At 65.4% G+C, this 26,984-nt stretch carries 29 protein-coding genes; 8 read left to right on the top strand and 21 right to left on the bottom strand.

What is annotated here, in order from left to right; translation table 11 throughout:
• Positions 1 to 8: 8 nt before the first annotated feature.
• From ABIA42_RS19635 to ABIA42_RS19600, 8 genes are all read right to left on the bottom strand, one after another.
• The gene (locus tag ABIA42_RS19635; protein WP_370143814.1) at positions 9 to 305 is read right to left on the bottom strand and encodes a type II toxin-antitoxin system RelE/ParE family toxin; all 297 of its coding nucleotides are present in this window, start codon (positions 303 to 305) and stop codon (positions 9 to 11) included.
• Positions 298 to 513, bottom strand: coding sequence for a hypothetical protein (locus ABIA42_RS19630; protein ID WP_271532961.1), 216 nt, complete (start codon positions 511 to 513; stop codon positions 298 to 300). Before ABIA42_RS19630 ends, ABIA42_RS19635 begins: the two co-directional genes overlap by 8 nt.
• A gap of 68 nt (positions 514 to 581) precedes the next feature.
• On the bottom strand, positions 582 to 1,199 hold the full coding sequence (rpsD, locus tag ABIA42_RS19625) for a 30S ribosomal protein S4 (RefSeq protein WP_028181912.1): 618 nt from the start codon (positions 1,197 to 1,199) through the stop codon (positions 582 to 584).
• 280 nt (positions 1,200 to 1,479) lie between these two features.
• A complete protein-coding gene (locus ABIA42_RS19620) occupies positions 1,480 to 2,247 on the bottom strand; it encodes an acyltransferase (protein ID WP_271532959.1) in 768 nt (255 codons plus the stop codon).
• Between the two features lie 315 nt (positions 2,248 to 2,562).
• A complete protein-coding gene (locus ABIA42_RS19615; protein WP_370122179.1) occupies positions 2,563 to 3,336 on the bottom strand; it encodes an HpcH/HpaI aldolase/citrate lyase family protein in 774 nt (257 codons plus the stop codon).
• A gap of 61 nt (positions 3,337 to 3,397) precedes the next feature.
• On the bottom strand, positions 3,398 to 4,195 hold the full coding sequence (gene murI / locus ABIA42_RS19610; protein WP_239624961.1) for a glutamate racemase: 798 nt from the start codon (positions 4,193 to 4,195) through the stop codon (positions 3,398 to 3,400).
• A gap of 109 nt (positions 4,196 to 4,304) precedes the next feature.
• Positions 4,305 to 5,111 carry a Crp/Fnr family transcriptional regulator gene (locus tag ABIA42_RS19605; RefSeq protein WP_370122182.1) on the bottom strand — a complete coding sequence of 269 codons (807 nt, stop codon included), beginning with the start codon at positions 5,109 to 5,111 and terminating at the stop codon, positions 4,305 to 4,307.
• A gap of 254 nt (positions 5,112 to 5,365) precedes the next feature.
• The gene (locus ABIA42_RS19600; RefSeq protein ID WP_370122185.1) at positions 5,366 to 6,448 is read right to left on the bottom strand and encodes a preprotein translocase subunit SecD; all 1,083 of its coding nucleotides are present in this window, start codon (positions 6,446 to 6,448) and stop codon (positions 5,366 to 5,368) included.
• A 228-nt stretch (positions 6,449 to 6,676) separates the two neighbouring features.
• Here ABIA42_RS19600 and ABIA42_RS19595 point away from each other — a divergent pair, with 228 nt between their 5' ends.
• On the top strand, positions 6,677 to 8,584 hold the full coding sequence (locus ABIA42_RS19595) for an acyl-CoA synthetase (protein WP_370122188.1): 1,908 nt from the start codon (positions 6,677 to 6,679) through the stop codon (positions 8,582 to 8,584).
• 120 nt (positions 8,585 to 8,704) lie between these two features.
• On the opposite strand, the gene ABIA42_RS19590 is transcribed toward ABIA42_RS19595, so the two are convergent.
• Both ABIA42_RS19590 and purB read right to left on the bottom strand, forming a co-directional pair.
• Positions 8,705 to 9,877 (bottom strand): M20 aminoacylase family protein, encoded by a 1,173-nt coding sequence (locus ABIA42_RS19590; protein WP_370122191.1) that lies wholly within the window; start codon positions 9,875 to 9,877, stop codon positions 8,705 to 8,707.
• Between the two features lie 114 nt (positions 9,878 to 9,991).
• A complete protein-coding gene (gene purB / locus ABIA42_RS19585) occupies positions 9,992 to 11,299 on the bottom strand; it encodes an adenylosuccinate lyase (protein ID WP_370122194.1) in 1,308 nt (435 codons plus the stop codon).
• Between the two features lie 581 nt (positions 11,300 to 11,880).
• On the opposite strand from purB, the gene ABIA42_RS19580 reads away from it, so the two are divergent.
• Positions 11,881 to 12,468: a TetR family transcriptional regulator gene (locus ABIA42_RS19580; protein WP_370122197.1), complete on the top strand. Its 588-nt coding sequence runs from the start codon at positions 11,881 to 11,883 to the stop codon at positions 12,466 to 12,468.
• Positions 12,469 to 12,603: 135 nt separating this feature from the next.
• Here ABIA42_RS19580 and ABIA42_RS19575 read toward each other — a convergent pair whose 3' ends face one another.
• The 3 genes from ABIA42_RS19575 to ABIA42_RS19565 form a co-directional block, all read right to left on the bottom strand.
• Positions 12,604 to 12,909: a hypothetical protein gene (locus tag ABIA42_RS19575; protein ID WP_370122200.1), complete on the bottom strand. Its 306-nt coding sequence runs from the start codon at positions 12,907 to 12,909 to the stop codon at positions 12,604 to 12,606.
• A 110-nt stretch (positions 12,910 to 13,019) separates the two neighbouring features.
• Positions 13,020 to 13,673: a response regulator transcription factor gene (locus ABIA42_RS19570; protein ID WP_028180416.1), complete on the bottom strand. Its 654-nt coding sequence runs from the start codon at positions 13,671 to 13,673 to the stop codon at positions 13,020 to 13,022.
• 7 nt (positions 13,674 to 13,680) lie between these two features.
• Entirely contained in the window at positions 13,681 to 15,048 is a 1,368-nt protein-coding gene (locus ABIA42_RS19565) for a sensor histidine kinase (RefSeq protein WP_370122204.1), read from the bottom strand.
• A gap of 199 nt (positions 15,049 to 15,247) precedes the next feature.
• Here ABIA42_RS19565 and ABIA42_RS19560 point away from each other — a divergent pair, with 199 nt between their 5' ends.
• From ABIA42_RS19560 to ABIA42_RS19540, 5 genes are all read left to right on the top strand, one after another.
• Positions 15,248 to 16,018: a MotA/TolQ/ExbB proton channel family protein gene (locus ABIA42_RS19560; protein WP_370122207.1), complete on the top strand. Its 771-nt coding sequence runs from the start codon at positions 15,248 to 15,250 to the stop codon at positions 16,016 to 16,018.
• Positions 16,015 to 16,686, top strand: coding sequence for a hypothetical protein (locus ABIA42_RS19555; protein ID WP_271532935.1), 672 nt, complete (start codon positions 16,015 to 16,017; stop codon positions 16,684 to 16,686). The genes ABIA42_RS19560 and ABIA42_RS19555 overlap by 4 nt, the downstream gene beginning before the upstream one ends.
• Positions 16,679 to 17,284 carry a hypothetical protein gene (locus ABIA42_RS19550; protein ID WP_271532933.1) on the top strand — a complete coding sequence of 202 codons (606 nt, stop codon included), beginning with the start codon at positions 16,679 to 16,681 and terminating at the stop codon, positions 17,282 to 17,284. Before ABIA42_RS19555 ends, ABIA42_RS19550 begins: the two co-directional genes overlap by 8 nt.
• A gap of 117 nt (positions 17,285 to 17,401) precedes the next feature.
• A complete protein-coding gene (locus ABIA42_RS19545; protein ID WP_370122211.1) occupies positions 17,402 to 18,142 on the top strand; it encodes a metallophosphoesterase in 741 nt (246 codons plus the stop codon).
• A 5-nt stretch (positions 18,143 to 18,147) separates the two neighbouring features.
• Positions 18,148 to 19,587: a serine/threonine protein kinase gene (locus ABIA42_RS19540; RefSeq protein ID WP_370122214.1), complete on the top strand. Its 1,440-nt coding sequence runs from the start codon at positions 18,148 to 18,150 to the stop codon at positions 19,585 to 19,587.
• Between the two features lie 26 nt (positions 19,588 to 19,613).
• Here ABIA42_RS19540 and ABIA42_RS19535 read toward each other — a convergent pair whose 3' ends face one another.
• The 5 genes from ABIA42_RS19535 to rpe form a co-directional block, all read right to left on the bottom strand.
• Complete coding sequence (locus ABIA42_RS19535; protein ID WP_131871275.1) at positions 19,614 to 19,796, bottom strand: hypothetical protein; 183 nt, start codon at positions 19,794 to 19,796, stop codon at positions 19,614 to 19,616.
• A 25-nt stretch (positions 19,797 to 19,821) separates the two neighbouring features.
• Positions 19,822 to 20,001 carry a hypothetical protein gene (locus tag ABIA42_RS19530; RefSeq protein WP_271532925.1) on the bottom strand — a complete coding sequence of 60 codons (180 nt, stop codon included), beginning with the start codon at positions 19,999 to 20,001 and terminating at the stop codon, positions 19,822 to 19,824.
• Between the two features lie 4 nt (positions 20,002 to 20,005).
• Complete coding sequence (locus ABIA42_RS19525) at positions 20,006 to 20,140, bottom strand: hypothetical protein (RefSeq protein WP_271532923.1); 135 nt, start codon at positions 20,138 to 20,140, stop codon at positions 20,006 to 20,008.
• Between the two features lie 131 nt (positions 20,141 to 20,271).
• Positions 20,272 to 20,832 (bottom strand): hypothetical protein, encoded by a 561-nt coding sequence (locus tag ABIA42_RS19520; RefSeq protein WP_370122218.1) that lies wholly within the window; start codon positions 20,830 to 20,832, stop codon positions 20,272 to 20,274.
• 49 nt (positions 20,833 to 20,881) lie between these two features.
• The gene (gene rpe, locus ABIA42_RS19515) at positions 20,882 to 21,583 is read right to left on the bottom strand and encodes a ribulose-phosphate 3-epimerase (protein WP_271532919.1); all 702 of its coding nucleotides are present in this window, start codon (positions 21,581 to 21,583) and stop codon (positions 20,882 to 20,884) included.
• Positions 21,584 to 21,833: 250 nt separating this feature from the next.
• Here rpe and ABIA42_RS19510 point away from each other — a divergent pair, with 250 nt between their 5' ends.
• Entirely contained in the window at positions 21,834 to 22,619 is a 786-nt protein-coding gene (locus tag ABIA42_RS19510; RefSeq protein WP_370122223.1) for an EF-hand domain-containing protein, read from the top strand.
• Positions 22,620 to 22,632: 13 nt separating this feature from the next.
• Here the strand turns inward: ABIA42_RS19510 and ABIA42_RS19505 are convergent, their stop codons facing one another.
• Genes ABIA42_RS19505 through ABIA42_RS19495 form a run of 3 tightly spaced genes read right to left on the bottom strand, consistent with a single transcriptional unit; the run spans position 22,633 to position 26,780 of the window.
• Positions 22,633 to 22,845, bottom strand: coding sequence for a KTSC domain-containing protein (locus ABIA42_RS19505; protein ID WP_131871270.1), 213 nt, complete (start codon positions 22,843 to 22,845; stop codon positions 22,633 to 22,635).
• A 55-nt stretch (positions 22,846 to 22,900) separates the two neighbouring features.
• The gene (locus tag ABIA42_RS19500) at positions 22,901 to 23,896 is read right to left on the bottom strand and encodes a P1 family peptidase (protein WP_370122227.1); all 996 of its coding nucleotides are present in this window, start codon (positions 23,894 to 23,896) and stop codon (positions 22,901 to 22,903) included.
• A gap of 58 nt (positions 23,897 to 23,954) precedes the next feature.
• Positions 23,955 to 26,780, bottom strand: coding sequence for a PAS domain S-box protein (locus tag ABIA42_RS19495; protein WP_370122230.1), 2,826 nt, complete (start codon positions 26,778 to 26,780; stop codon positions 23,955 to 23,957).
• Positions 26,781 to 26,984 lie beyond the last annotated feature (204 nt).

The raw sequence follows: 26,984 nt of genomic DNA, 5'->3' as shown, positions 1-26,984 counted from the left end.
GGTCTCGTCTAGTCGAACAGTTGCGGCCTGATGTCTTGTGCGCCGTGGAGAATGGCGCGGATTTCGACGTGGTCGGATTGCACCGTGTAGAAAATCAGATGTGATTGAAAGCGGAAACGTCGATAGCCAACGGCGAGTTCATCCACTTGTTGGCCAATGAGAGGGAAATCGGCGAGAAGCCCGAAGGAGCGGATCAGACCTGCATAGTAAGCCTCGGCCTGATATTTGCCGAACCGGCTCTCGGTGAAGTCGTAGATGTCGATCAGATCGGCTCGGGTACGCTCCGATAACCGGTACTCAGCCATGGCGGCGTTGAGCAACGCGTTGGCGTGCGGCAGCCAGGATGTCGTCCGGCGTGTCCGAGGTGAACTCGTTGCAATCGGGCTGCGCGAACAGCGCTTGATATCGGCGGACCTGTTCGTCGCGGGACAGCTTGGCCCACGCCTCAAGCTCCGCCTCGCTAGGCGTGGCGGATGGGGTGATTTTGGCGAGCTGGTCGGTCGTCCGGGACATCGACAGCACGTTACCACAACAAAAAGGCCCCGGATACCGGGGCCTTTGAATGTCGATCTGCCGAATGATCAGCGCGAATAGAATTCGACGACCAGATGCGGCTCCATCTGCACCGGGAACGGCACGTCGGAGAGGTTGGGGATGCGGATGTACTTCGCCGTCATCTTGCCGTGGTCCACTTCGAGATAGTCGGGCGTGTCGCGCTCGGGCAGCTGGCTGGCTTCGAGCACGTGGGCGAGCTGCTTGGAGGCTTCCTTGACCTCGACCACGTCGCCGACCTTGAGCTGATAGCTCGAGATGTTGACCTTGCGGCCGTTCACCTTGACGTGGCCGTGGTTGATGAACTGGCGGGCAGCGAAGATCGTGGAGACGAACTTGGCGCGGTATACGACCGCGTCGAGACGACGCTCGAGCAGGCCGATCAGGTTCTCGCCGGTGTCACCCTTGAGGCGGCTCGCCTCGACATAGATGCCGTGGAACTGACGCTCGGAGATGTTGGCGTAGTAGCCCTTCAGCTTCTGCTTGGCGCGCAGCTGCACGCCGAAGTCGGAGAGCTTGCCCTTGCGGCGCTGGCCGTGCTGGCCGGGGCCATATTCGCGGCGGTTCACGGGGCTCTTCGGGCGGCCCCAGATGTTCTGGCCCATACGGCGATCGATCTTGTACTTCGCCTCACTGCGCTTAGTCATCGCGTCCTCTTCGGTTGCATGGTTTGAGGAAACGCGCCCTCCTGTGTGACGGGCTTGGCCCGGCACCGACAGGTCCGATCCCCAAAGCTTAAGGGATTTGACCACGGGTCGCGAAACGCTTCGCGGGCCGAAATCGGCCCGCGAGCAGGCGGCTTTTAGGGGAGTTTGGGGCTGGCTGTCAATTCTTTAGCCGTCATTCCGGAGCGCCCGCAGGTCGGACTCGGAATCTTGAGATCCCGGGTTCGGTGCTGCGCACCACCCCGGGATGACCGCCGCGCCTTCAGGTCCCGACCGCGCGGATCGGTTTGGGGCCGGCCGCCCGCAATTCGGCAGCGATTTCAGTGTTCAGGACCTGCTCCAGCCGGGTCAGGACCCGGGCGATCGGGGCGGCGTCGGTGACCCGGTGGTCCCAGCGGATCACGACATGGATGGTCTGGTCGGGCTCGACGACCCCATAGCTGACGATATAGGGGCCCGGCGTGATGGGGTGGAGCTCGCCGCCGCCATAGGCGGCCACCGAACTCACCCCGAAGCTGCCGAACCAATTGCCCCGCTGGCGGCCGAAATTCAGACCGATGGCCCACGACAGCCGCCGGAGCGGTAGCGGCAGGCGGGTCGCCCGCATGATTTTGCGGAACATGGGGACGTCAGCGATCGGTGCTGTCTTGCCGCGTCGGATCTCGGCATCGATTGCGGCCAGCGACAGGGCCTCTGGGGCTGCGATTCGCTGCGGCATTACGCATTCCTCGCCGGCCTCGACCCGAGCAATCGCCACCAGCGCCACGCTCTTCGGCAGCTCATACAGGGCTGGCCAAGGCCATTTGGTGTAGACGGTGCGCAGGATCGGTTCGTCTCGGGCAACCAGGGCAAAGGCTTTGACGAATGTCGCAGCCCAGCCGGCGGGCGCGGTTGCGCCTGTGCGGGCCTCCAGCAGGGGGCGGATATTGAGCGAACGGGAGAGCGAAACGAAGGGCACGCCCATCGAAGCGTGCATGAGGTCGCAGATCAGGCGGCGCGGTAGCGAAATGGTTCTGGGCGTCCCGCGCATCGCTCTATGGTTCCTGCGGATAAGATTAAAATATGTGCAACGAGCGGATCGTCCGCTCGCCGCGTGCTCTTAGCATGAACCAACCGGCTTGCGACCGATCGGTTCGTCGTTTCAGGGCTCCGGCGAAGCCAGCGGTTTGGCCAACGACGTAAATATCTAATATTTTCAATTATTTGTCGCCGCAGGCATGGCCTTTTGAGGCAAGGCAAGCAGAGGACAGCGCGAGCAAGGTCTTCTTGAGCATGTTCCCTCTGAACTGCGGACCCTGGCAGCGCCGCGGTTCCCGGCAAGTCTGGCCACACGCGTTGCGGCGATTCAGCGCTTGATGCCCTCGAAAGCCGCCATGATGCCGCGCTGGAACAGCGACCAGTCGAAGCCGAGCGCGATCGCGCGGTAGCCGCGGTCGATCAGCCGGTTCGCCTGGTCGGCGGTGCGCGCCACGCCCCCGATCGGCACGCCGCTTCTGAGGATTCCGGCCTCGGCGCGCGCGATCAGTTCGAGCAACTCTGGATCGTCCATCTGGCCGCGCTTGTTGATGGAGGTGGCGAGATCGCCGGGGCCGATCACGGCGACGTCGATGCCCGGCGTCACCATGATCTCATCAATGCGATTGACCGCGTCGACATGCTCGATGGTGATCATGCAGATCATCTCGTCATCGGCGCTCGCCATGTAGTCCGGCATCGACTGGCCCCAGCGGAACGGGGCGTGGAACGGACCCCAGAGCCGGTCCCCGCGCGGCGGGTAGCGCACGCTACGCACCGCCTTCTCGGCTTCGGCGGGCGTGGTGATCATCGGGAAGTTGATGCCGAAGGCGCCGATGTCCATCGGGGCCTTCGCGAGCCACGGCTCGTTTGCGGCGATCCGCACCATGGGGGTGCAGGGCGTGCCGGTCGTGGCGGCGATCATCGCATGCGCTTCGGTCAAGCCGATCGGCCCGTGCTCGAGATCGACGATGATCCAGTCGAGCGAGCGCGCCATGATCTGCACGGTCTGCACGCTCGGGATCGTCGCAATGGCGCCGAAGGCGGGGCGGCCCTCGCGCCACAATTGGCGGAGGCGGTTGAGCGGCGTGGTCGGGATCGACATGGAGAAGCCTGCGGGCAGGTGACGATGGCGAAGCCTAGCAGCGCCCGGTTTTGGCGCAAAGTCAGGCCAGCGCGCGCCCGCCGAAGAACGGCGTCAGCGTGGCCGACAGGCCGTGCGCGCGGTTCGAGGTGAAGATCATCTCGGCGCCCGACTGCGCGAGTGCGCCGATCCGCGGGCCAAGCAGATCGGAGACGCGGCGGGCGATCGCCGGGGCCGGATCGATCCAGTCGACCGGCCAGGGTGCGAGCCGCCTCAGCCGATCGAGCAGCAGCGGATAATGCGTGCAGGCGAGCACCACCGTGTCGGTGCGCGATGTCGCGTCGGCGGGATCGCCGACGAAGCACGGGGCGAGTTCGGCGGCGAGGGCCTCGTCGCTGACCGGCGCGCCGCGGAGCTCAGCTTCGGCCAGCGACGCAAGCTCGGGCGAGCCGACCAGCGTCACCTCGCAGCCTTGCGCGAAATCGCGGATCAGCGCCTTCGTGTATTCCCGCTTCACCGTTCCCTTGGTGCCGAGCACCGAGACGCGGCGGGTCCTCGACTGCGCGCAGGCCGGCTTGATCGCCGGCACCGTGCCGACGAAGGGCAGGGAATACGCGGCGCGCAAGTGAGACAGGACCAGGGTGGAGGCCGTGTTGCAGGCAATGACGACGAGGTCGGGATCATGCGTGCCGATCAACTCGCCCATCAGCGGCACCACGCGCGCGATGATCTCAGCCTCGTCATGGTGCCCATAGGGGAAGAAGGCGTCGTCGGCGACATAGACGTAATGGGCACCCGGGCGCGCGGCCACGACCTCACGGAGCACCGTGAGCCCGCCAAGGCCGGAATCAAACACCAGGATGGTCTCAGAATTGGTCACGCCGATACCCTAGCCCGTCATGGTTACCATTCGGTTTTTAGGGCGATTTTGCGGCGGGGCCCCGCAAAGTCCCGGACGGAGGGCCGACGTCGCGTGTCCCGCGCGGCGGTCATGCGATCCTGTTCGTCGTCGCCGCGCGCTCCGCCGCCAGCTGCTTCTGCAGGCGATCGATGTTTTGCAAGAGGCGCTGGCTGGTCAGCACCAGGAAATAGTAGCCGAACTGCGGGTCCTGGAAGTAGATCTCGAGCAGCCGGTCATAGGTGATCGTCAGCACCTGGCCGTCTTCGATGCATTCGACCGTCCCCGTGCGCCGGTTGTCCGGCGTGAGGAAGCCGAGCTCGCCCATCAGCGCTCCCGGCCCGATCTCGACGTTGATCTCCTTGACCAGGAACTTGCCGGTGACCGTGAGGAACATCTCCTTCGCGGGATCGCGCAGCTTGAACAGCGTGTCGCCGCGCCGATATTTGCGCTCGGTCATGAACGGCTTGAGCCATTCGATCGACATGTCGCCTTCGGCCGCATGGCGCGCCTTCTTGACCAGCTTGAGCATCTGCCGCAGGCGCAGGGCGTTGATCGGAAGCAGCAGGAGATACAGGAGGAACGTCGCAACGTTGGCGGAGAGCGCGCCGAAGACGGCGAAGAACCCGCAGCCGATCATGTTGGCGACACGTAGCGGCACCATCGTCCGCATCAAGAGCGTCGCGACGAAGAATCCGGCGCCGACCGCGGCGAACAGATTGGCCAGCGTGATGTTCTGGACAAAGATCTCCAGCAGCCGATTGAAGATCGCGTCGTAGGTGACGTTGTTCGGGTCGAGGCCCATCTGGATCAGGATCTTGGCGATCCTGAGGTTGTCGGTTGCCGCATCGAGAATGCGGTCGAGGATCGACGAAATGTCTGCGCTGCCGGACGGCATGATCTGGTCCTCGCGTAAGGCCTTCAATCCTGGTCGGCACCCGTATAGCCGAAATCGAATGACGACCGCTTGAATGACGCTTCCGGCCGTCATGCTGCAAGAGGCAAATTTTAGCGTGATCGGGCGTTTCGGCAATTGCCCGTTGGTTGCGCGCCTGGCCGCGGCGTGGCCGTGATTCGGGGGTGTCGTGCGGGCTGCGGCATCGCGGACCGGCCGGGATGCCGATGCGGCCCGGGCGTGGCGCGACCTGTCGCTTAAGGCTTGGTGGCGGGCTGCACGACCTGCTGCTCGACGAGGCCGAGGCGCCCTGGCAGCGAGCCGGCGCGCAGCAGCATCGCGACGCTGTTGGCCTCTTCCAGGGTGAAGTTGCCGGCGATCTGGCCCGAGCCGCCGGTGATCGGCTCGCGGATCACGGGAGCGGAGATCACCTTGTCGTCGAGCACGATGGCAAAGGGCTTCCCGACGTTCTCCGCAGTGATGTGGGCGAAGCGCCGCGTGCCGCGGCCGTTGAAACGGAACGATGCAATTGGCTCCTTCGTGTCGCTCGTAAATCCCGGGCCGGCATAGCTGATGTCGTCGCCCTCGAGCGCGCTGTCCCTGGCGACGAGATAGGGAAGCCTGTCCTTGAAGCCGAGCAGGACTTCGGTGCCTGCCGGAGGCGCGCCGGATTGCGCCTGCTCCGCGGACATCGAGAGGTCGATCAGGCGGAATCCGACCTTGACCTTCCTGGCGAAGATCGCGGTGACATGCTCGGGCTCCATCACGCCGGGCAGGAAGATGCGGATGCGGTCCGTCCCATCGGGTTGAACGCTGGCAAGCTTGACGCCGGCGTCCTTGAGGCGCTGCTCGATCATGGCGATGGAATCTTCGACGAGGTCGCGCAGCCGCTCGGCGGATGCGGCATCGGTCGGTGCAAGCCTGATCAGACCGTCTCCGCCATCAGTCACGGTGAACGCATGCGCCGGCAGTCCCTCGGCCGCCGACGCGAGTTTGCGCGTGAGCTGTTCGCGACCCTTCGCGTCCGCGATCTTCACGTCGACGCCGCCGTCGCGGATCGCAAGGCCGGAGAAGGCGATCCGTCCCTCGCGCAGGGTCTTGTAGACATCGTCGCGCAGATCCGTGACGGCCGCCGCCCGCAAGCCGTCGGTGTCTACCTTGTAGACGATGCGGGACCCGCCCAGCTTCTCCATCTTGTCGGCGACGAAGGCTGCGATTTTGGCCCGCATCTTGTCGAACTGGGTGTCCGCGCCGAGAGTGGCAGAGGGCAGAGCGATTGCGAATACCGTCGCGAACGCGGCGATCAGCCGCGTGATGCGATTCCGCAGGGGCGTCGTCATGATCACCTCAAGTCTTGCGGCAGGACGCTGGCGAGCGAATTCAGTGCCAGTTCTTGGTCCCCGCATCAGCCGCAGAGGTTCAAGCGCCACAGCCGGTAGGCAATGGACGAACGCTCAATCATCCATCATTCTGTCCGCGCTCGGCCGGCCATCGGCCGAGGCCTCGCCGAACCAAGATGTCAGAAGATACGGGGGCGGGGACATGCATCTGAGGGAGGACGGAATTTCATGGCGGGCATCCACGCGCTCGATCGGTTCATCGGCAACGACTATCCGGATCTTTTGACGGACGAGGAGGTCCGGGCGTTCGAGCAGGTCCCTTACGCCGACCGCGTCGCGGCCGAGAGCACCTATGACGCGATCAGGTTAGGTGCGGCGCGCAATCCCGACGGGCCGGCGCTCCAGTTCCTGCAAAACGCCGATCCCGCCGACACGCCCGTCGTGGTCACCTATCGCGATTTCATCGCGCGCGTCACGCAGGCGGCCAACATGTTTCACGCCCTCGGCGTCGAGAAGGGCGACGTCATCAGCTTCATGTTGCCGCTGGTGCCCGATGCCTTCGTCACGCTGTTCGGTGCGGAGGCCGCCGGCATTGCCAATCCCGTCAATCCGCTGCTCGAGCCACACCAGATCGCCGAGATCCTGGAGGCCGCGAACACCAGGATCCTGGTAGCGCTCGGACCGATGCCGGGTACCGACATCTGGCAGAAGGTCGAGCAGATCCGCCCGCAGCTCAAGCACCTGAAGGCCGTCGTGCAGGTGTTCGGCGGCGGCGATCCGGCGAACGGGGTTTTTGCCTTCGGCGACCTGATCAAGCAGCAGCCGGCGGACCGGCTCGTCAGCGGACGCCAGATTCTGGGCAGCGACATCGCTGCTTATTTCCATACCGGCGGCACCACCGGCACGCCAAAGCTGGTGCGGCACACGCATGCCAACCAAGTCTATCAGGCCTGGGCGCTCAATCTGTTGTTGAAGGGGAAGCCCGGCGCCAATCTGCTGTTCGGCATGCCGCTGTTTCATGTCGGTGGATCGCTGACACAGGTGCTGACGACGCTGTCGAGCGGGGGCTCGCTGGTCGTGCTGTCGCCGAGTGGCTGGCGCAATCCGAATGCGGTGAAGAACATCTGGCAGCTGGTCGAGCGCTACAGGCCCGAAGCGCTGTCGAGCGTGCCGACGGTGCTTGCCGCCACGCTCGCGGTGCCGCCGGGCAACGCGGATATATCGAGCCTGAAATATGCGGCAGGTGGCGGCTCGGCGATTCCGGTCGCGGTCGGCTCGGCGATTCAGGAGAAGCTGAAGCTGCCGGTGGTCGAGGTCTATGGCATGACCGAGACCTCGAGCGTGCACACGCTGGCCTATCCGTCGCGGCCGATCCGGCTCGGCTCGGTCGGCCTTCCCATGCCTTATGCGCGCGTGCGCATCGTGCAGCTCGATTCCGAGGGACGCCTGATCCGCGACTGCGCGACCGACGAGATCGGCGTCGTCATCATGGCCGGGCCGGGCGTGTTCGGCGGCTATCTCAATGACGAGCACAACAAGGGTGCTTTCGTCGACGAGGTCTGGGTCAACTCCGGCGATCTCGGCCGGCTCGATGCCGACGGCTATCTCTGGATCACCGGCCGCGCCAAGGATCTCGTGATCCGTGGCGGCCACAACATCGATCCGGCGCCGATCGAGGAGATCATGTTCCGTCACCCCGCGGTGGGCTTCGCCGCGGTGGTCGGCCAGCCCGATGCCTATGCCGGCGAGCTGCCGGTGGGCTACGTTCAGCTGAAGCCAGGCGCCAAGGTCGAGCCGGGCGAGCTGGAAGCGTGGGTGCGGGAGCGCACGCCGGAGCGCGCCGCCGTCCCGGTGCAGGTCATTCCGATCGATCCGATGCCGGTGACGGGTGTCGGAAAGGTGTTCAAGCCGCAGCTGCGCTGGGACGCGGCGCAGCGCGTGTTCACCAAGGTGCTGGCGCCGCTGGTCGAGCGCGGCATCGATTGCAAGGTGAAGGTCGGCGCCCATGGCAGCCACGGCTCGATCGCAACCGTGACGCTGACGGGATTGCCGCCGGACCAGCGCGAGATGATCGCTGGCGAAGTGCACACGCTGCTCGCGCCGTTCGTGATGCGGCACGAAGTGGTGCAGGTGTAGACGCTTGCGTCGAATCGTAGCCCGGATGAGCGAAGCGATATCCGGGACTATGAGACTACCCGGTGTGGCTTCCCGGGTGTCGCATCGCTCACCCGGGCTACAAGCGCAGCGATTGCGGTCTTAACCCGCCGGCATCCGCGTTTCGACGAGGCGCGCCCAGAACGACGCGCCATGGCCGAGGATGTTGTCGTTGAAGATGTAACCCGGGTGGTGGCACTCGTTGCCGTCGCCCATGCCGACAAGCACCATTGCGCCGGGGCGTGCTTCCAGCATGAACGAGAAGTCCTCGGCACCCATCATCGGGATGAACTTGTCGTTGACGCGATCAGTGCCGACGATGTCGCGAGCGACGTCGGCGGCAAGGCCGGCCTCGCGGGCATGGTTCATCGTCACCGGATACATCCGCGAGTACTTCGTCTCGGCCGAGCCGCCATAGGCGCGGGCGATGCTGTCGGCGACTTCGCCGATGCGGCGTTCGACGAGATCGCGCACCTCGGGGTCGAGCGTGCGCACGGTGCCGCCGAGCTCGGCGACCTCCGGGATGATGTTGAAGGCGGTGCCGGAATGGAATTGCGTGATCGAGATGACCGCCGACTTCAGCGGGTCGACGTTGCGCGCGACGATCGATTGCAGCGCGCCCACGATCTGCGAGCCGATCAGCACGCTGTCGACGGATTTGTGCGGGCCTGCGCCGGCATGTCCGCCCTTGCCGCGGACGGTGATCTGGATGTTGTCGGAGGACGCGAGCATCGCGCCGGGCGTGGTCGCGAAATGACCCTCGGGCAGGCCCGGCATGTTGTGCATGCCGTAGACCTCCTGGATGTTCCAGCGCGTCATCAGCCCGTCCTCGACCATCGCCTTGCCGCCGCCGCCACCTTCCTCGGCGGGCTGGAAGATCATGATCGCGGTGCCGTCGAAATTGCGCGTCTCGGCGAGATATTTGGCAGCGCCCAGCAGCATGGCGGTGTGGCCGTCATGCCCGCATGCGTGCATCTTGCCGGGGACCTTGGAGGCATAAGGTACGCCCGACGTCTCCATGATCGGCAGCGCGTCCATGTCGGCGCGCAGGCCGATGGTCTTGCCGGAGCCCGACTTGCGGCCGCGGATCACGCCGACCACGCCGGTGCGGCCGACGCCCGTCACCACCTCGTCGCAGCCGAACTCGCGAAGCTTGTCCGCGACGATGCCGGCGGTGCGGTGGACTTCGTAGAGCAACTCGGGGTTTTCGTGGAAGTCATGGCGCCAGGCGGCCATTTCGTCGGAGAGGGCGGCAACGCGGTTGACGATGGGCATGGGGTGGGATCCGTTTTTGATTGATTGTAGCCCGGATGAGCGAAGCGCCATCCGGGATCTTTCGGAGAAATTTCCCGGGTATCGCTGCGCTCACCCGGGCTATGAAAGCGACGCTCAGCTCTCGCCGAACACGCGCTTGAAGATCGTGTCGACGTGCTTGAGGTGATAGCCGAGGTCGAACTGTTCCTCGATCTCGGCGTCGGTGAGATACTTCTTCACCTCGGTGTCCTTCTTCAGGAGCTGGAGGAAGTCGCCTTCGCCGCGCCAGACCGGCATGGCGTTGCGCTGCACGAGCTTGTAGGCGTCCTCGCGGCTCGCGCCCTTCTGCGTCAGCGCCAGCAGCACGCGCTGCGAATGCACGAGGCCGCCGAGGCGGTCGAGGTTCTTCTGCATGTTGGTGGGGTAGACCAGCAGCTTGTCGATCAGCCCGGCGAGGCGCACCAGCGCGAAGTCGAGCGTCACGGTGGCGTCGGGGCCCATCATCCGCTCGGCCGAGGAGTGCGAGATGTCGCGCTCGTGCCAGAGCACGACGTTCTCCAGGGCCGGCGTCACATAGGCCCGCACCATGCGCGAGAGGCCGGTGAGGTTCTCCGACAGCACCGGGTTGCGCTTGTGCGGCATCGCGGACGAGCCCTTCTGCCCCTCCGAGAAGAACTCTTCGGCCTCCAGCACCTCGGTGCGCTGCATGTGGCGGATCTCCACGGCGATCCGCTCGATCGAGGATGCGATCACGCCAAGCGTCGAGAAATACATGGCATGACGGTCGCGCGGGATCACCTGCGTCGAGATCGGCTCCGGCACGAGCCCCATGGCTTTCGCGACATGCTCTTCGACGCGCGGATCGATCTGCGCGAAAGTGCCGACCGCGCCGGAGATGGCGCAGGTCGCGACCTCCTTGCGCGCCGCGATCAGGCGCTCCTTGGCGCGCGTGAATTCGGCATAGGCATAGGCGAGCTTGAGGCCGAAGGTGACAGGCTCGGCGTGGATACCGTGGCTGCGGCCGATGGTCGGCGTCATCTTGTGCTCGAAAGCGCGCTTCTTGAGCGCGGCCAGCACCTTGTCGAGGTCGGCGAGCAAGAGGTCGGCGGCGCGGGTGAGCTGGACGTTGAGGCAGGTGTCGAGCACGTCGGAGGAGGTCATGCCCTGGTGCACGAAGCGCGCCTCGGGACCGACGATCTCGGCGAGGTGGGTGAGAAAGGCGATGACGTCGTGCTTGGTCTCGCGCTCGATCTCGTCGATGCGGGCGACGTCGAATGTGGCGTTCTTGGCCTTGGCCCAGACCGTTTTGGCGGCCTCCTTGGGGATGGTTCCGAGCTCGGCGAGCGCGTCCGCCGCATGCGCCTCGATCTCGAACCAGATCTTGAACCGGGTCTGCGGCTCCCAGATCGAGGCCATTTCCGGGCGGGTGTAGCGGGGGATCATCTGACGGCTCCAACAAGGTAGGCGGGCGGCCCAAGGGGGCTGTGCCGGCCAAAATGTTTTTTACGCCGTGATTTAGCAGAGCGGGGAGGCCTAAACAAACGGCCGGCGCAAGGTAGCGGGGGATGATTGGGCCGAGCAGGCAGCCAGCACCAAGGTTCAGCTGGCAGCGGTCTCCGGGAGGCGGCCGTCCCGGCCGCAGAAATCAGCGGTCAATCACGGATCATTGACTGACAGATATTGAAATCTGTCAGCGAGACGTGTATATCCGTTTCCGGACGCTCCAATTGGGCGTCCCGCGATAACCCCCGGGGAGCCCGACATCCGAAACAAGCTCGGATCGGAGGGCGGATCGAAGAACGGGGACCGCGGACGAATGGAGACTTACGACAATGACGACCGAAATCCTCAACTTCACCGGCGTGATTGGGCAATGGCTCAATTTGCTGGTGGCGCGCCAGATCGCGGCGCAGGCTGCAAAACTGCCTCATTAAGGCATAGGCTTTCCGAACGACCGGCAAGGGCGCTTCGGAAGCAGCCCTACTGCCGGGTAACTGAGCCCCAAACGGGAACATGGTGCTGGCATGAATGAAGCCGTTGTCTTGACGCCGGAGCGGATCCTCGAAGTCACCGAGGACGTGCTCAGGCGCTACGGACTTGCCAAGGCCACCGTGGTCGACGTTGCCCGTGCGCTCGATGTGAGCCACGGCAGCGTCTATCGCCATTTCCCCAGCAAGGCCTCGCTGCGCGAGGCCGTTGCCAAACGCTGGCTGGACCGCATCGACGCGCCGTTGCTGGCGGTCGCCAACGAGCAGGGGCCGGCGCCCGACAGGCTCGACCGCTGGCTGCGCACGCTGTTCGCAGCCAAGCGTTCGCGTGTGCTCGACGATCCCGAGATGTTCGAGACCTACCTGACGCTGGCACGCGAGGCCTGCGCGGCCGTCAAATGTCACAAGGACACCATGATCGACCAGATCGCCGCGATCCTGACCGATGGCGTGAAGCAGGACGAATTCGCCGTGGGCGACGTCAAGGCAACCGCGCGCGCGATCTTCGATGCGACCGTCCGCTTCCACCATCCGGCCCATGCCGACGAGTGGAAGGACGCTGATCTCTCCGCGCGCGTCGATGCGATGCTGGCTCTGCTGCTGCGCGGGCTGCGGAAGGCCTAAGGCGCGATGCGATCGGGATGAATCGTCATCCGCTTTAGGTTGTTGTTTAAGCATGATCTTTTCGGAGAACCGCTGCGCACCTTTCCGGATCATGCTTCAAGGCCGCAAGTCCCATTCAATCCCGGCTGCGGCCAATCAACCTTTCGCCTTTTGGAGAGCGGCGCCATCGCGAAGCGAGGGCGAGGAAGCCGAATGTTTTCGCGTGTGGAAGGCAGGATCGGAGGATGGCACGACCGGTGGGCTATGCGGGTATACATTGACTGCGATCTCGACGGCGTCCTTTGACCGCTTTCGAAGGCGGTAGAACGTCAGCTCCTGATCGAACATGGGGCAGCGAAAGTGGACGACGGCTGTGTCCGGCAGGCGGCAAAGTTCGTCGATGAGCTCGCCTACTGTGATGATCGGGGGATGGTCGACTGCTTTGTGGTGACCCTTACTCATGACCCTTACTCCTTCTCTGGCGTACTAACCGGAGCCGGATCGGCTCCGTTCCAATTTCGTTCAGCAGATTGAGAAGCTTCAAGGGACAAGGCAGTGCGGCAGCCCGGCTGCTAGATTCTCGTCAGCCCACAGGTCGCGGCCAGCCGCACCAGTTGCGCATCCGTACGCGCGCCGGTCTTGGTCTTGATCAGATAGTGATAGTTCTGCACCGTCTTGACGCTGAGATTGAGATGCGTCGCGATCTGCTCGGTGGTGGCGCCGCCGGCGAATTGGCGCAGGATCTCGATCTCGCGCTCACCCAGCTGGTCCAGCGCCGAATCCCTCGGCGACAGGCTGTCCTCGGCCAGAATATGCGCGATGTCGTCGCTCATGGCGCGCTCACCGCGCGCCACGCTGCGGATGGCGTGCACAACCGCGGACGGCTCGCTGCTCTTGGTGACGAAGCCGGAGGCTCCGGCGCCGAAGGCGGCCTTCACCAGCACGGCTTCGTTGTGCATGGTGAAGACGAGGATCCGCGCCCGCGGGCTGCGCGCGCGGATGTTGCGGATCGCCTCCAGCCCGCTCGCGCCGGGCATCGAGATATCGAGCACGACGACGTCGGGGTCATGCGCCTTGAACGCGCTGTAGGCGTCCGCGGCGTTGTCGGCCTCCGCCACGACATGCAGATCGCCCTGGCTTTCCAGCACGCGCCGATAGCCCTGCCGGACGATCGGGTGGTCGTCGACCAGCAGCACGGAGATGCCTGTTGCTGCAACCTCGCTCATCCCGGCCTCACGCAGCGAGCGGGATGGTGGCGGCAACGCTGAGGCCGCCGCGCGCCGGCAGGATCGACAGCGATCCGCCGGCCGCCGTGACGCGCTCGCGGATGCCCGTCAGGCCGAAACCGGCCGACTGCGCGACACGGGCCGCGTCGCCGCCGCCGTCGTCCTCGACGCGGATCAGCAGCGCATCGTCTTCGCCGGCACGGCGTTCGACGCGCAGGCTGATCTCGCGCGCCACGCCGTGACGCAGCGCGTTGGTCAGGCATTCCTGTGCCACGCGATAGGCTGTGTTGGCAGCCGAACCGCTGATGTCGGTGAGGTCACCCCTGAGATCGAGCTGGATCGTCGGCCGCGCCGCGCTCTGCGAGCGCCAGCTGTCGACGAGATTGACGAGGCTTGCCTCGAGCCCGAGCTCCTCGGGCAGCGGATTGCGCAGACGCTTCAGTGCATCGCGGAGCGAGGCCATCAGATGATGGGTGGCCTGCGAGATCATGCGCGCATCCTGAGCGATTCCCGTGCTGTTGTCCTTCGTGCTCGCTGTTTCGATTGTGTTGGCGAAGGCGAGGATGGCGGAGAGATTCTGCCCGAACTCGTCGTGCAGCTCGCGGGCGAGGGCGCGGCGCTCGTCGTCGCGGATTTCGATCAGGCGCCGCGTCAGGGCGGCGCGCTGCTCGGTGGCTTCCTCCAGCCGGTTGCCGAGCGCGCCGACGGCGCTGCCGATCATCGCCAGCTCCATCGAGCGGAAGCGCGGCAGTTTCGTGCGATATTGACCGCGCGCCATGCGCTGCAAGGCGGTCACGATCGTGCGCGCCGGCGCCAGCGCATGTGCGATCGCGAGCGAGGCCAGCAGCGCAATTGCCGCCGCCATGAGCAGCGCGACATCGATCACATTGAGGATGTACTCCCAGGCCAGCGAGACGGCCGCCGCGCCGTCCGGCGTCGCAACCACCGTGCCGGCAGAAGCGGCGCGGGGGCTGACGGGCCGGATGACCTCGGCGTGGCTGCCGAGGAAGGTGGGCACAATGGCGGCGAACCAGCGCGGCGGCGCCTTGCCCAGCCCCTCGCTCTGGCCGCAGAGCGGCTTCTCGAATGCCACGGCCGGCTGGAACTCGACGCAGACGCCGGGCGAGATCAGCTTCACCGTCTCCAGCGTGCGCCAGTCCGGAACCGGCAGGAGATGCTCGCGCGCTCTGCTGCTGCGCAACAAGAGCTCGCGCCAATACAGCGCCTGGAGCGCCTGCGCGACGCGCTGCGCCGACGCCGCGGTCGCCCGATCGACGCTGCGATAGGCGTCGAAGGTGGCCCACACGGTCGCGGCTCCGAGGCAGAGCACAACGATGAGCAGCAGACGGGCGACAAGCTGAAGCACGAGGCGCATGCGATCACCCCCGACGTTTGGTAAGGTCAGCCTAACAACGCCGCCGCGTCTTGCCAATTGCAGGGGTGGGCCGGATTGCAGCTCGGGCAAATTTCCCAAGCCGGATTGGGCATGGGTCTTTGGACCTGAAACGGCGGCTTTGATCTATTCGGTGGGGACACGCTGCAGGCCAGTGCCTGCAATCCAGGAGCGGTGCAGCATGAGTTCGATCACGATTGGACCGATCGCGGGGACTGCGACCGACCCGTCCGAGCGCAGTGCGCTCCTGTTCTGGATGATCTTCACCGGGCTCTCGATCTTCGCCGTCGTGCTGCTGTGGCGCTTCGGCCTGATCCACCTGATGCTGACCTCGGACCGGACCTACATTTCCAGCGTGATCGCGCTGCTTTATGTCCTCACCTGCGGCCATTGCTTCCTGCGCACGCGGGCGATTGCGCGTGAAGGCGCGGCGGCGCGGCGCTGCCGGGCGGTGCTGGCGGCGCCGGACGGCAGCAAGGCGCTGGATGCGAGCGCGGCGGAGCTGCCGCGCGGCCTCGTGCGCGACCACATCCAGAGCCTGGTGACGAAAGCCGCGGCGCAGGACTACCGGCCGGTCGACCAGACGCTGCTGTTGCGAAATCTCGCCGATCGGTTGCGCGGCTCCAACGGCTTCGGTGCTTTCGTCTCCGACACGCTGATGAAGCTCGGCCTGCTCGGCACCATCATCGGCTTCATCATCATGCTGGCGCCGATCGCGGGGCTGGATGCCGCCGACAAGGTCGCGATGCGCTCCTCGATGGGCTTGATGAGCGACGGCATGGCGGTCGCGATGTACACCACACTGGCCGGCCTCGTCGGCTCGATCCTGGTCCGCATCCAGTACTACATGCTCGACGCCGCGACCCAGCGGGTGTTCTCGGATGCGGTGCTGCTGACGGAGACCTATGTGACGCCGGTGCTGGAGCGCAAAGGTTCCGGTGCGCCGTCATGATGGATGATTTCGGTCTCTATCCGCGCGAGGAGCCGTTCGATCCCCTGGGCGTGATGCTGTTCAAGGCGCTCCAGGTGATCGCGTTCCTGTTCTTCCTGGCGCTGCTCGCTGTCTCGCCGGACGCCAAGGAAGGCAAGATCGACTCCAAGGCTGAGTTCATCATCACGATGGACTGGCCGGACAATCATCCGGACGATCTCGACCTCTTCGTGCAGGATCCGGCCGGCAACATCGCCTGGTATCGCCACCGCGAGGCCGGTTTCCTCACGCTCGACCGCGACGATCGCGGCGGAGCCAATGATTTCATCATCGTCAACGGCAAGAAGATCGCCTCGCCCATCCGCGAGGAGATCGTCACCGTGCGCGGCATCGTCGCCGGCGAATACACCGTCAACATCTCGCATTTCCAGGCAACGACCGGCGAGCCTGTGACAGCGAGCGTGAAGGTGCAGAAGCTCAACCCGACAGCGCAGGTGATCTTCGACAACAAGCTCGCGCTCAACCATACCGGCGACGAGAAGACCGCGGTGCGGTTTCGGCTCGATGCCGAGGGCAAGGTCATCAATGTCGACCAGCGGCCGAAATCGCTGATGGAGACGTTCCGCAACGTGCGCGCCAACGGAGCCGATATCGATCCCAAGACCGGCGTGAGGATGCGCCGTGAGTAGTCTGCAGACGGTCATCCTCAGCCTCTCGGTCGCCTATGCCGTGATCGGCGCGCTGCTGCTGGTGGTGCTGGTCTATGCGCGGCTGCACTGGTCGCTGAAGGCTGTCGCCGTGGTCGTCACCAGCGCCTTCTATGTCGTCAGCTTCACCGAAATGCGGGGACTGCTCGGCTGGGCCAGCTCCGACAGGATGCCTGCCGCCTTCAAGCTGCTCCAGGCCCGCATCGTCGAGCCGCATTCGCTGGAGGGCGATCCCGGCTCGATCTATCTGTGGGTCGAGGCGCTTGACGAGGACAATCGCCCGAGCGGCATCCCCCGGGCCTTCCGGGTGCCGTACGACGACAGGCTGGCCGACAAGACCCATGCAGCGCAGAACGAGATCGCGGCCGGTCATCCTCAAGGCGGACGCGCCGCGGATTTCGGCGGCGGCGACGGCAGCCTGATCGACATGGTCAGGGAATATGTAACGCCGAAGACGATCCTCGAGACCAGCGGCGGCGATTCATCGACGGGCGAATTCAACGCGCCGCCGGCCGGTGCGCAGGGCGCCGTGTTCACCCCGCTGCCGCCGCCCCGGATGCCGCCCAAGGACGAGCAATAGGCTCTTCACCGGCAGCGCGAGGCACGCTGGTAAACGGCGCGTCGCTGGCGCATGGTCTTGATCTCCCTCAATTTGGCCTTATCGGCTTTCAATATCAGTTCGAGGGGTGGAGGGTGCGTGCTGCTAGCTGTCTTCTCGGATATCCACGGCAACCGGCAGGCGTTTGAGGCTTGCCTGAAGATCGCCCGTGCGAAGGGCGCGGAGCGCTTCGTCTTGCTCGGCGATTTCGTCGGTTATGGCGCCGATCCGGAATGGGTGGTGGATACCGCGATGGAGCTCGTTGCGCAGGGCGCCGTCGCCGTGCGCGGCAATCATGACCAGGCGGTCAATTCCTCGGCCGAGACCATGAACGCCGAGGCGCAGATCGCGATCGAATGGACCCGCGGCCGGCTCGACACCGCGCAACGGCGGTTCCTGGCTGAGTTGCCGATGCTGGTGGAGGACAGCGACCGCCTGTTCGTGCACTCCGAAGCCTCTCATCCCCAGCGCTGGCACTATGTCCGCTCGACGGTGGACGCCGCCAAGAGCCTGATCGCGACGTCCGCCCATGTCACGTTCTGCGGCCACATCCATCGCCCCGCGCTCTATTCGATGTCGGTGACGGCCAAGATGACGAGCTTCGTGCCAAAGACCGACGTCCCCGTGCAGCTCCTGCGCGGACGGCAATGGCTCGCCGTGCTCGGTTCGGTCGGCCAGCCTCGCGACGGCGATCCCTCGGCGTCCTTCGTGCTGTTCGACACGGTCTCATGCCAGATCACCTATTGCCGCGCACCCTATGACGTCGCGACCGCGGCAAGCAGGATACGCGACAACGGACTGCCGCCCTGGCTGGCCGACAGGCTGTCGCAGGGGCGCTGACCGCGATGCCGAAACCCCTGGTCAAGTCAGGCGCGGAGATCGACGGTTACACCATCGGTGAATGCGTGCATGCCGGCGGCATGGCGACGCTGTGGAGCGTCACCCATCCGGGCATCGACGTGCCCCTGCTGATGAAGATCCCGCGGGTGTCGGAGGGCGAGGACCCCGCCGCGATCGTCTCCTTCGAGATGGAGATGATGATCCTGCCGCGGCTCGCGGGTCCGCACGTGCCGGCCTGCTTCGGCACCGGCGATTTCGCCCACCAGGCCTATGTCGTGATCGAGCGCATCCCAGGCGCCACGCTCTACAAGCGGCTCCCTGACCTGCCGCTGCCTTATGACGAGGCGCGGCAGCTCGTCGCCAAGATCGCGACTGCGCTTGCTGATTTACACCGGCAGAACGTCATCCATCACGATATCAAGCCGAGCAGCATCATGTTCCGCGATTCCGGCGAGGCGGTGCTGATCGACTACGGGCTGTCGCATCACAACCACCTGCCGGACCTCCTGCAGGAGGAATTCCGCCTGCCTTACGGCACCGCGCCCTACATGGCACCCGAGCGGCTGTCAGGGGTGCGCGACGATCCGCGCAGCGACCTGTTCTCGCTCGGCGTACTGCTGTATTTCTTCACGACCGGCGAGCGGCCGTTCGGCGAGGGCGAGACGCTGCGCGCGATGCGGCGCCGGCTCTGGCGCGACCCGCATCCGCCGCGCAAGATCCGCGCGGATTATCCGCCGTGGCTTCAGGAGGTGGTGTTGCGGTGTCTCGAGATCGAGCCGGTGTGGCGCTACCCGACGGCGTCCCAGCTCGCCTTCGATCTCGCCTATCCGGACCAGGTCAAGCTCACCGCGCGCTCGGAGCGGGTGAAACGTGATCCCCTCAGCGTCGCCTGGCGGCGTCGTTTCAATCTTGGCGCCATGGCGCCGCGCGCGAAATCGGATGTCGCGGCCCAGATCGCTTCGAGCCCGATCCTGGCTGTCGCGCTCGACACAGTGGAGGGCGCAGCGGAGCTGAACGAGGCGCTGCGCGTGACCACCGAGCGCATCCTCGCCACCTTGCCGTCGGCGCGGCTCGCCTGCGTCAACGTGCTCAAGCTGAGCCGGATTGCGATCGACCGGACGCTGGACGAGCAGGGCTCCAACAAGCATATCGACCGCCTCGTCGCGCTCAGGCATTGGGCGACGCCGCTCAAGCTGGATGAGAGCCGGCTGTCGGCTCATGTGCTGGAGTCGGTCGATCCCGCCGCCGCGATCCTGGAATTCGCCGAGGCCAACCAAGTCGACCACGTCATCATCGGCGCACGGCAGAGCTCGTTCAGGCGCATGCTGCTCGGCAGTGTCTCGGCCAAGGTGGCCGCGGAAGCGAGCTGCACCGTCACCGTGGTGCGGCCGCAGCGGCTGGCTGGCAATGGCGGCGGCTCAGATGCCGGCGACAGGGCGGGATAGCCCGCCTGGCGTCTTGCGGGTTTGGATCAGGCCGCGTGGGCGGAGCGCTTGCGGCGGATGGGCCAGGAGAATTCCGGGCCGGGTTCGCCGTGATCCGCGCCGCCGCCAAAATACTGGATGATCTCGCGGCAAGGCTCGCAACTGAACAGGTTACGCGACGCGGACGCCTTGGTCATTTCCTTCAGGCAGTTCGGGCAATGCGGCTTCATCAGTATCGAGTCCAATCCAGAATCTTCAATGCCGGTTCGGTGACCGGAGCGGGTAGTCCAGGTCCGACGTTTCCTCTCCCGGATCGTCCCGCATCTCGCCTTCGGCGAGTTCGAGCCGACCGAAGAAGTAGTCGAGGCCCGGATGCGGACGACGCGGGATACGGCACCTGCGCTTCGGCTGGCGCTTCACGAGCGCGAATTGCACGGCGTCAGATCCGGTTGCGACGGACGCCGCGCGCCGAACGTGCCGGGACCTGCACCGGTCCGGTCGAAGGGCCGAACAGAACAAACGCACTGAAACCAAGCCACAACGCCACGCCAGTCCAGACCAGGGTCGTCGTCATGATGTGCTCCCGTGAAAAACAGGCAGGAACCACTAGCAGTGATTTGCGCGAATCAGGGAAGTCCGGAGGAGTACGGAACGAGGTTGCAATTTTCAGCAATTGCCCACTGCAGCGCCTGGAGGCGCTCCAGTTTATTGCGCGGGCGACCGCCGCACTTTTCCGGCGCGTGCGCCCTCGAGGATATCCCGGATGCGCGGAGCGTTTCGAACACAGCGAAACCCGTAGCGGCCGGTGTAGTCGGTATCGGGCGAACGGGTCGATCGCCCTGATGCGAAGTTGAGGTGGCCGGCGCCGCCGCCGATGTCGAGGATTTCGAACGCAATGTCCATCGCCCGGAACGGCGTCTGGCTGACGGTCCGTCTGCCCCAGGCCGTTCGCAGGATCAGCGCGCGGCGATCGGTGATCACATAGAGCGTCTGCAGGTCGTGCAGCAGCATCACCAGCGGAGCCGCAACCATCGCAACTCCGAGCATCATGAGAGGTTGGGCCGCTTGGTCGATCCAATCGTTCCTGACGGCGACGGCGGTCAGCAATAGCCAGGGGAATCCCATCCACCACAGAAATCGCCACATGATCATCCGGGCAACGCCGTCGGGCTGGTCCTGCCAGACCACCTGCTCACCGTCCTGCAAGGTCTCGGCGAGCAGGCGCCGCAAGCCTGCCAGGAAGGGAGTGGCACGGATCTCATCCATTCCCATTGGTCGCTGCGGCCATAAGGCCGGTTCGGCGCGCGAATGGAGGTCAGATGGCCTCGCCGCGGGCTCCCAGCGCGGCGTTGCGGATCGCGGCGATGTTGGCCTTGTAGGCGTCCTGCGTGCCGCCCCTGAACACGGAAGTGCCGGCGACGAAGGCGTTGGCGCCGGCCGCCGCGAGCGCGCCGGCAACGTCGGGGCCGACGCCGCCGTCGACCTCGATGTCGATCGGACGGCCCGCCGTCATCGCGCGGATGTCGCGGATCTTGCCGATCGCCGAGGGGATGAAAGCCTGGCCGCCGAAGCCGGGATTGACCGACATCACCAGCACGAGGTCGACGAGGTCGAGGACGTATTCGAGCGCGCTGATCGGCGTCGCCGGATTGAGCGAGACGCCCGCCTTCTTGCCGAGCGCGCGGATCGCCTGCAGCGAGCGGTGCAGGTGGGGACCTGCCTCCGCATGCACGGTGATGTGGTCGCAGCCGGCTTTCGCGAAAGCCTCGAGATAGGGGTCGCAGGGCGAGATCATCAGATGCGCGTCGAAGATCTTCTGCGTGTGGGGACGCATCGCCTTGATGATATCAGGACCGTAGGAGATGTTCGGAACGAAGTGCCCGTCCATCACGTCGAGATGGATCCAGTCGGCGCCGGCGGCATCCACCGCGCGCACCTCCTCGCCGAGCTTGGAGAAGTCCGAGGCCAGGATCGAGGGCGCGATGGCCAGGGGGCGGGGGGCGAAGGCTTGGGTCATGGCGCGTTTTCCCGTGGCGGCCGTGAAAGATGGCCTCGCCTAACATGGGCCTCCGTGGCGGGCAATGCAGGGAAGGCGTGCTTCCTGTGGGCGGAAATTTCTGCCGCGGCCGGCACGAATTGCCGGTGTTCCACGGCGGCGCCAAGCGTGGCGGAGGCGGATTTCATTGAGCTTTTCACGATGGCACGACGCTTGCTGACGTCAGCCCGGAACATTGGCCGCGGCATGCCGCATCGGTTGGAGTTGTGCAATGTTGTTAGCCCTTGGTGCGGTATCGAGTGCGCTCGGCGCGATCCAGTCGCTGACGAACTCGAAATCGTCCTCATCGACGCAGAAGACGGGATCGACGCAAGGCGCGACCAATCCGTTCGCGATCGACAGCGGCAGCAGCACGACCACTGGCGCCACCTCGTCGGTCAATTCGGGCAGATATCCGCAGATCTCGCCGGAGACGATGAACGCGCTGTTCGCGGCGCAGGGCCAGTCGACGGACACGAGCGGCGCGACCAGCTCATCCTCGACTGGGTCGGCTTCTTCGACATCGAAGAGTCCCGAGGATGCGCTGAAGGACCTGTTCTCGCAGATCGATGGCGACGGTGACGGCAAGATCACCAAGTCCGAGTTCGAGGACGCCCTCGGCGCGGGCGGCACCAATCTGGCCAAGGCCGACGAGGTGTTCTCGAAGATGGACGCGAATGCGGATGGCGACATCAATCTCGGAGAGATGACGAAGGCGCTGCGGGGCGGCCACGGCGATCACGCGCAGGGCGCCGGCGGCTCGGGCGGTGGTTCGGACTCCTCGTCGCAATCCGGCGGCGGCTCGACGTCGACCACGACGACCAATGCCGATGGCTCGACCACCACCACCGTCACCTATGCCGACGGCTTCAAGATGTCGACCAACGTGCCTGGCGCCTCCAGCAGTTCGAATGCCAACGGCGGCGGCAATTCGCCTTATGACTGGTTCGGGCAGATGATGCAGCGTCAGGCGCAGGCTTCGGCGGGGTCGGCTTCATCAATGTCGATGAGCGTGTAAGCGCGCCCCAACGCTAACCCGCATATTCGTGCGTGATGTCACGATAGACATAACGGTCGCGGATCTCGCGATTGAAGAACGTCCCTTTTGAGCGCGCTTGACTGAATGCAGCGGCGGCCTCGGGCGGAACGTCCTCGTAGAGGTAGATCCTTCCGCTGACGAAAGTCACCTTCAGCTCGCGCGTGCCTGGCGCATATCGAAAGAAGCGGATCACGGACGACGGCATGGCGGAACACCTCGGTCCGCCGGGACAACGCCGTGTCCGCGGTTTCGTTTCTCGCCTAGCCGAACTTGTCCTTCCACGCCGGCAGTGCACCGGGGAACGGCAGCGCGGTCGCGCTGTACACGCCGCTTGCGATCGCGCGTGCGACCACGTTGGCGGCGACCATGCCGAGCTCGGTGAGCTCCACCAGCGGCTCGATCGGCTTCTCGCAAGTGGCCGCGGCGAACAGCACGTCGCCGTCGAGCGGGGCGTGCACCGGATAGATCGCGCGGGCAAATCCGGTCTGCGCGATCATCGCGAGCCGCTTGGCCTGCGCCTTGCTCAGAATCGCGTCGGTGACGACGAGGCCGATCGTGGTGTTCTCACGCTCGCTCGCGGCCGGCCCGCCCTTGATGCGCATCGCCAGCATGTCGGGCGTGAACGCAGGCGGCAGACCCCGTCCGCCGAACTCGCCGTTCTCCTCGAACGGCGCGGCCCAGAACCAGGGACCGTTGCCGACGGTGACGCTGCCGACCGCGTTCACCACCATGATCGCGGCGACCCTGACGCCGTTCGCCGTGACGGCCGACGCCGAGCCGATCCCGCCCTTGAAGGTGGCGGTGGTCGCACCCAGGCCCGCACCGACGCTGCCGAGCGCGAAGTCGGTGCCGGCGGAGGCGGCGGCGGCATAGCCGAGATCGCGATAGGGCGAGAAGCGGCCCCAGGCCTTGTCGCCGCCGTTGAGCAGGTCGAACACGATCGCGCCCGGAACGAGGGGGACCACGGCGTCCCGGACCCTGAAGCCGCGGCCCTGTTCGGCGAGCCAGGCCTGCACGCCGCCGCCGGCATCGAGGCCGAAGGCGGAGCCACCGGAGAGCGCGATCGCATCGACCCGCTCGACGGTATTGGCGACGTCGAGCAGCGAGGCCTCGCGCGTACCTGGTCCGCCGCCGCGGACGTCGATCGCCGCGACGGCCGGCTGGTCGAAAATGATGGCGGTCGTGCCGGAGGCCACTTCCGTATTCTCGGCATGGCCGACCCGGACGCCGGCGATATCGGTGAGAAGGTTTTTCAAGACGGCCTCGTCGTTGAGAGCATTTCGCGATCTGCGATAGCGCAGCGATGCCGCAGGCTCAACCGGCGAGCGCGGTCCTGAGCATCTTGGCGAGCTCCGACTTGCGGTAGGGCTTGACCAGCAGCAGCACGCCGGAATCGAGCCGGCCATGATGGACGATGGCATTTTCGGTGTAGCCCGAGGTGAACAACGTCTTCAGGTCGGGGCGACGCCGGGCCGCTTCGTCAGCAAGCTGGCGGCCGTTCATGTTCCCGGGCATGATGATGTCGGTGAAGAGCAGGTCGATGGTCTCGTCGCTGTCGATGATATTGAGCGCCTCGGCGCCGTTGGCAGCCTCGAGCGCGGTATAGCCGAGGCTCTTGACCTGCGTCACGACATACTGCCGCACCAGCGCATCGTCCTCGACGATCAGGATCTTCTCGTCGCCGCCGGCGATGGGCGCGTTCTGGAGCGCCTCGAACTCGGTCTCCTGCACCCCGGTCGAGCGCGGCAGGTAGATCTTCACGCTCGTGCCGTGGCCTTCCTCGCTGTAGATCTTGATGTGGCCGCCCGACTGCTTGACGAAGCCGAACACCATGCTCAAGCCGAGGCCAGTGCCCTTGCCGACCTCCTTGGTGGTGAAGAAGGGATCGAACACCCGGTCGATCAGCTCCGCCGGGATCCCGCTGCCAGTGTCGCTGACCGCAATCATCACATAATTGCCGGCAGCGACGTCGGGGTTCATGCTGGCATAGCCGTCGTCGAGGAAGATGTTGCGGGTCTCCAGCACCAGGGTGCCGCCATCGGGCATGGCGTCGCGCGCGTTCAGCGCGAGATTGAGGATCGCGGTGGACAGCTGGCCCGGGTCGACCAGCGTCGGCCAGGCATCCTCGGTGAGCTGCGGCATGATGGTGATCTGCTCGCCGAGCGTCGGATGCAGCAGCTTGGCGGCTTCGAGCGCCAGCGCATTGACGTCGATCTCGCGCGGCTGGAGCGGCTGCTTGCGGGCGAAGGCGAGCAGATGCCTGGTCAGCTGCGCGCCGCGCTCGGCGGCATCGTCGATCAGCTTGGTGATGGCGGCAAGCTCGGGCCGGTCGGCGACCGCATCGCCGAGAATGCCGATCGTGCCCGTGATGACGGTCAGCACGTTGTTGAAGTCGTGGGCGACGCCGCCGGTCAACTGCCCGATCGAATCCATCTTCTGGATCTGCCTGAGCTGGGCTTCGGCGGCCTGCTTGTCGGTGAGGTCGCGGCCGATGAAGTAATGGCGCTTCACCGGCTCGGACCAGCTGCCCATCCAGTTCAGCGTGACCTCGTGACCGTCGTAATGGTAGTAGCGCGCCTCGAAGCCGCGCTTGACCGCGCCGCGACGGGCTGCGCGCATCTCGTTTCGCGTCCTCTCGAGATCGTCGGGATGGATGAACTCGGTCGCGCTGTGCCCGACCATGTCCTCGGGGTTGTAGCCGAGAATGTTCTTCACGCTCGGGCTGACCTGGACGAAATTGCCATAGCCGTCGGTGACCAGGATCAGGTCCTGCGACGTCTCGAAGATGCGCTGGCGTTCTTCGGTCTCCCGGCGCAGCTTCTCTCTCGCCTGCTTCTCTTCGGTAATGTCGTGGGCGATCTTGGAGGCGCCGATGATCTCTCCCTCATCGGTCCGCAGCGGTGTAACGTTGAGGACGACGTCGAGCGGGCGGCCGTCTTTCCGGATCCGGATCGTCTCGAGCTGGGCGATCGACTCATTGCTGGCGATCCGGTTGAGGATGCTCCTGACCTCGCCCTTGAGATCCGGCGGCACGATGATGTCGATCGGCTTGCCGATGGCCTCGGCAGCGGAATAGCCGAAAAGATGTTCGGCGGCCTTGTTCCAGCCGGTGATGATGCCATCGAGCGATTTCGTGATGATGGCATCGTTGGACGACTCGACGACTGCGCCGTACAGCGCGAGGCGCTTGCCGTAATAGTCGCGTTCCGAGGCCGATTGCTGGCGCAGCCTGCCGACGAGGCCCACCGTATGGGCCTGGAGGCGGACATTCTCGATGAGAAGCACTGCGAGCACGAAGGTCGCCGCAGCGATGCCGTAGAGCCGTCCGGCATAGAAGCCGAGATCGAAGCGCGCGACGTTGACGATCGCCGACAGCGCGATGTCGAACAGCCAGGCGCACATGACCACCATGAGCCAGATGTCGATCACCGTATGCGGCTTGCGGAACCAGAGCGAGACCAGTGCGGCAAAGCTCAACGACCACACGAAGGACACAACTCCGATCATGGTTGGCGTGTACCGGCCGTCGCGCAACAGGACCGGCAGCAGATCGTGTTGCGCGGTCACGATCCAGGTGAAGACCGCTATCGCTGCGATGACGCCGAGCACGCTGGCGTAAATCGCCCGGCTTGCCGCGCCGCGGATCCGGGGGCCACCGTCCTTTTCCTTCAGCCAGGCATAACCCATCACGCACAGCGGAAAGATGGCGTGCCAGATCATGTAGAGCCAGACCGTGGTCTGCCGGCCCGCGCCGAAGAGCCCGGCGGGTGCGAACAGTCCGGGGAAGGTGAGGGCATGAACCAGCGCCGCCGCGGCGGTGAAGAGATAGCCGGTCGCGAGCCACAGCAGCGCGCGGGTCCGCAAGATCGCAAACTGCGACAGCAGCAGCACCGCCGTGACGATGTCGCTCACGGCGAGCGCCGATTGATAACTCGCGACGAAGGCCGGCACCGGCAGGAGCGGGGTACCTGCGAAGGGCACGGCCGCTGCGAACAGGAGCGAGGACACGCCGACGATCGTCGACGCTGCGGTGCGGTCGGCCGAAGTGGCCGGCAGGGTCGAGAGAAATGTGCTCCGGTCGACCGTCGCAGGCACATCCACCTCTCGCGGGTTGGTCTTGAGCTGGTCGGGTTTGAGCATCTCCGCACGTCTCATTCGGCCGGCAGTCCGTTCATGGTAGCGGTTCTGGGCGCGGATCGTGAACAGGACCGCCCACGACTCAACCAAAGGTTACAGCTTTCTTAATCTCGGTGGGAACACGGAATAGGACTTGGGTAAGGTGCCCTTTACTGAGGTGATGCCACAATGCCCCTCCGCCGCGGCGGGTTCCAGGTTTGAACCTGG

Source organism: Bradyrhizobium sp. USDA 327 (assembly GCF_041262065.1).
Lineage (GTDB): Bacteria > Pseudomonadota > Alphaproteobacteria > Rhizobiales > Xanthobacteraceae > Bradyrhizobium > Bradyrhizobium liaoningense.
Note: the sequence above shows the minus strand (reverse complement) of the source record. Positions and strands in the feature narration are given on the sequence as shown.

Bases quoted from the DNA above. Each gene is read 5' to 3' on its own strand.
- ABIA42_RS19520 (WP_370122218.1), bottom strand. From the start codon at position 20,832: ATGGATGAGATCCGTGCCACTCCCTTCCTGGCAGGCTTGCGGCGCCTG.
- ABIA42_RS19560 (WP_370122207.1), top strand. From the start codon at position 15,248: ATGAGTTCGATCACGATTGGACCGATCGCGGGGACTGCGACCGACCCG.
- rpe (WP_271532919.1), bottom strand. From the start codon at position 21,583: ATGACCCAAGCCTTCGCCCCCCGCCCCCTGGCCATCGCGCCCTCGATC.
- ABIA42_RS19590 (WP_370122191.1), bottom strand. From the start codon at position 9,877: ATGCCCATCGTCAACCGCGTTGCCGCCCTCTCCGACGAAATGGCCGCC.
- ABIA42_RS19595 (WP_370122188.1), top strand. From the start codon at position 6,677: ATGGCGGGCATCCACGCGCTCGATCGGTTCATCGGCAACGACTATCCG.
- ABIA42_RS19525 (WP_271532923.1), bottom strand. From the start codon at position 20,140: ATGACGACGACCCTGGTCTGGACTGGCGTGGCGTTGTGGCTTGGTTTC.
- rpsD (WP_028181912.1), bottom strand. From the start codon at position 1,199: ATGACTAAGCGCAGTGAGGCGAAGTACAAGATCGATCGCCGTATGGGC.
- ABIA42_RS19580 (WP_370122197.1), top strand. From the start codon at position 11,881: ATGAATGAAGCCGTTGTCTTGACGCCGGAGCGGATCCTCGAAGTCACC.
- ABIA42_RS19540 (WP_370122214.1), top strand. From the start codon at position 18,148: ATGCCGAAACCCCTGGTCAAGTCAGGCGCGGAGATCGACGGTTACACC.
- ABIA42_RS19565 (WP_370122204.1), bottom strand. From the start codon at position 15,048: ATGCGCCTCGTGCTTCAGCTTGTCGCCCGTCTGCTGCTCATCGTTGTG.
- ABIA42_RS19510 (WP_370122223.1), top strand. From the start codon at position 21,834: ATGTTGTTAGCCCTTGGTGCGGTATCGAGTGCGCTCGGCGCGATCCAG.
- ABIA42_RS19495 (WP_370122230.1), bottom strand. From the start codon at position 26,780: ATGCTCAAACCCGACCAGCTCAAGACCAACCCGCGAGAGGTGGATGTG.
- ABIA42_RS19505 (WP_131871270.1), bottom strand. From the start codon at position 22,845: ATGCCGTCGTCCGTGATCCGCTTCTTTCGATATGCGCCAGGCACGCGC.
- purB (WP_370122194.1), bottom strand. From the start codon at position 11,299: ATGATCCCCCGCTACACCCGCCCGGAAATGGCCTCGATCTGGGAGCCG.
- ABIA42_RS19555 (WP_271532935.1), top strand. From the start codon at position 16,015: ATGATGGATGATTTCGGTCTCTATCCGCGCGAGGAGCCGTTCGATCCC.
- ABIA42_RS19620 (WP_271532959.1), bottom strand. From the start codon at position 2,247: ATGCGCGGGACGCCCAGAACCATTTCGCTACCGCGCCGCCTGATCTGC.
- ABIA42_RS19535 (WP_131871275.1), bottom strand. From the start codon at position 19,796: ATGAAGCCGCATTGCCCGAACTGCCTGAAGGAAATGACCAAGGCGTCC.
- ABIA42_RS19575 (WP_370122200.1), bottom strand. From the start codon at position 12,909: ATGAGTAAGGGTCACCACAAAGCAGTCGACCATCCCCCGATCATCACA.
- ABIA42_RS19600 (WP_370122185.1), bottom strand. From the start codon at position 6,448: ATGACGACGCCCCTGCGGAATCGCATCACGCGGCTGATCGCCGCGTTC.
- ABIA42_RS19605 (WP_370122182.1), bottom strand. From the start codon at position 5,111: ATGCCGTCCGGCAGCGCAGACATTTCGTCGATCCTCGACCGCATTCTC.
- ABIA42_RS19630 (WP_271532961.1), bottom strand. From the start codon at position 513: ATGTCCCGGACGACCGACCAGCTCGCCAAAATCACCCCATCCGCCACG.
- ABIA42_RS19635 (WP_370143814.1), bottom strand. From the start codon at position 305: ATGGCTGAGTACCGGTTATCGGAGCGTACCCGAGCCGATCTGATCGAC.
- ABIA42_RS19615 (WP_370122179.1), bottom strand. From the start codon at position 3,336: ATGTCGATCCCGACCACGCCGCTCAACCGCCTCCGCCAATTGTGGCGC.
- ABIA42_RS19570 (WP_028180416.1), bottom strand. From the start codon at position 13,673: ATGAGCGAGGTTGCAGCAACAGGCATCTCCGTGCTGCTGGTCGACGAC.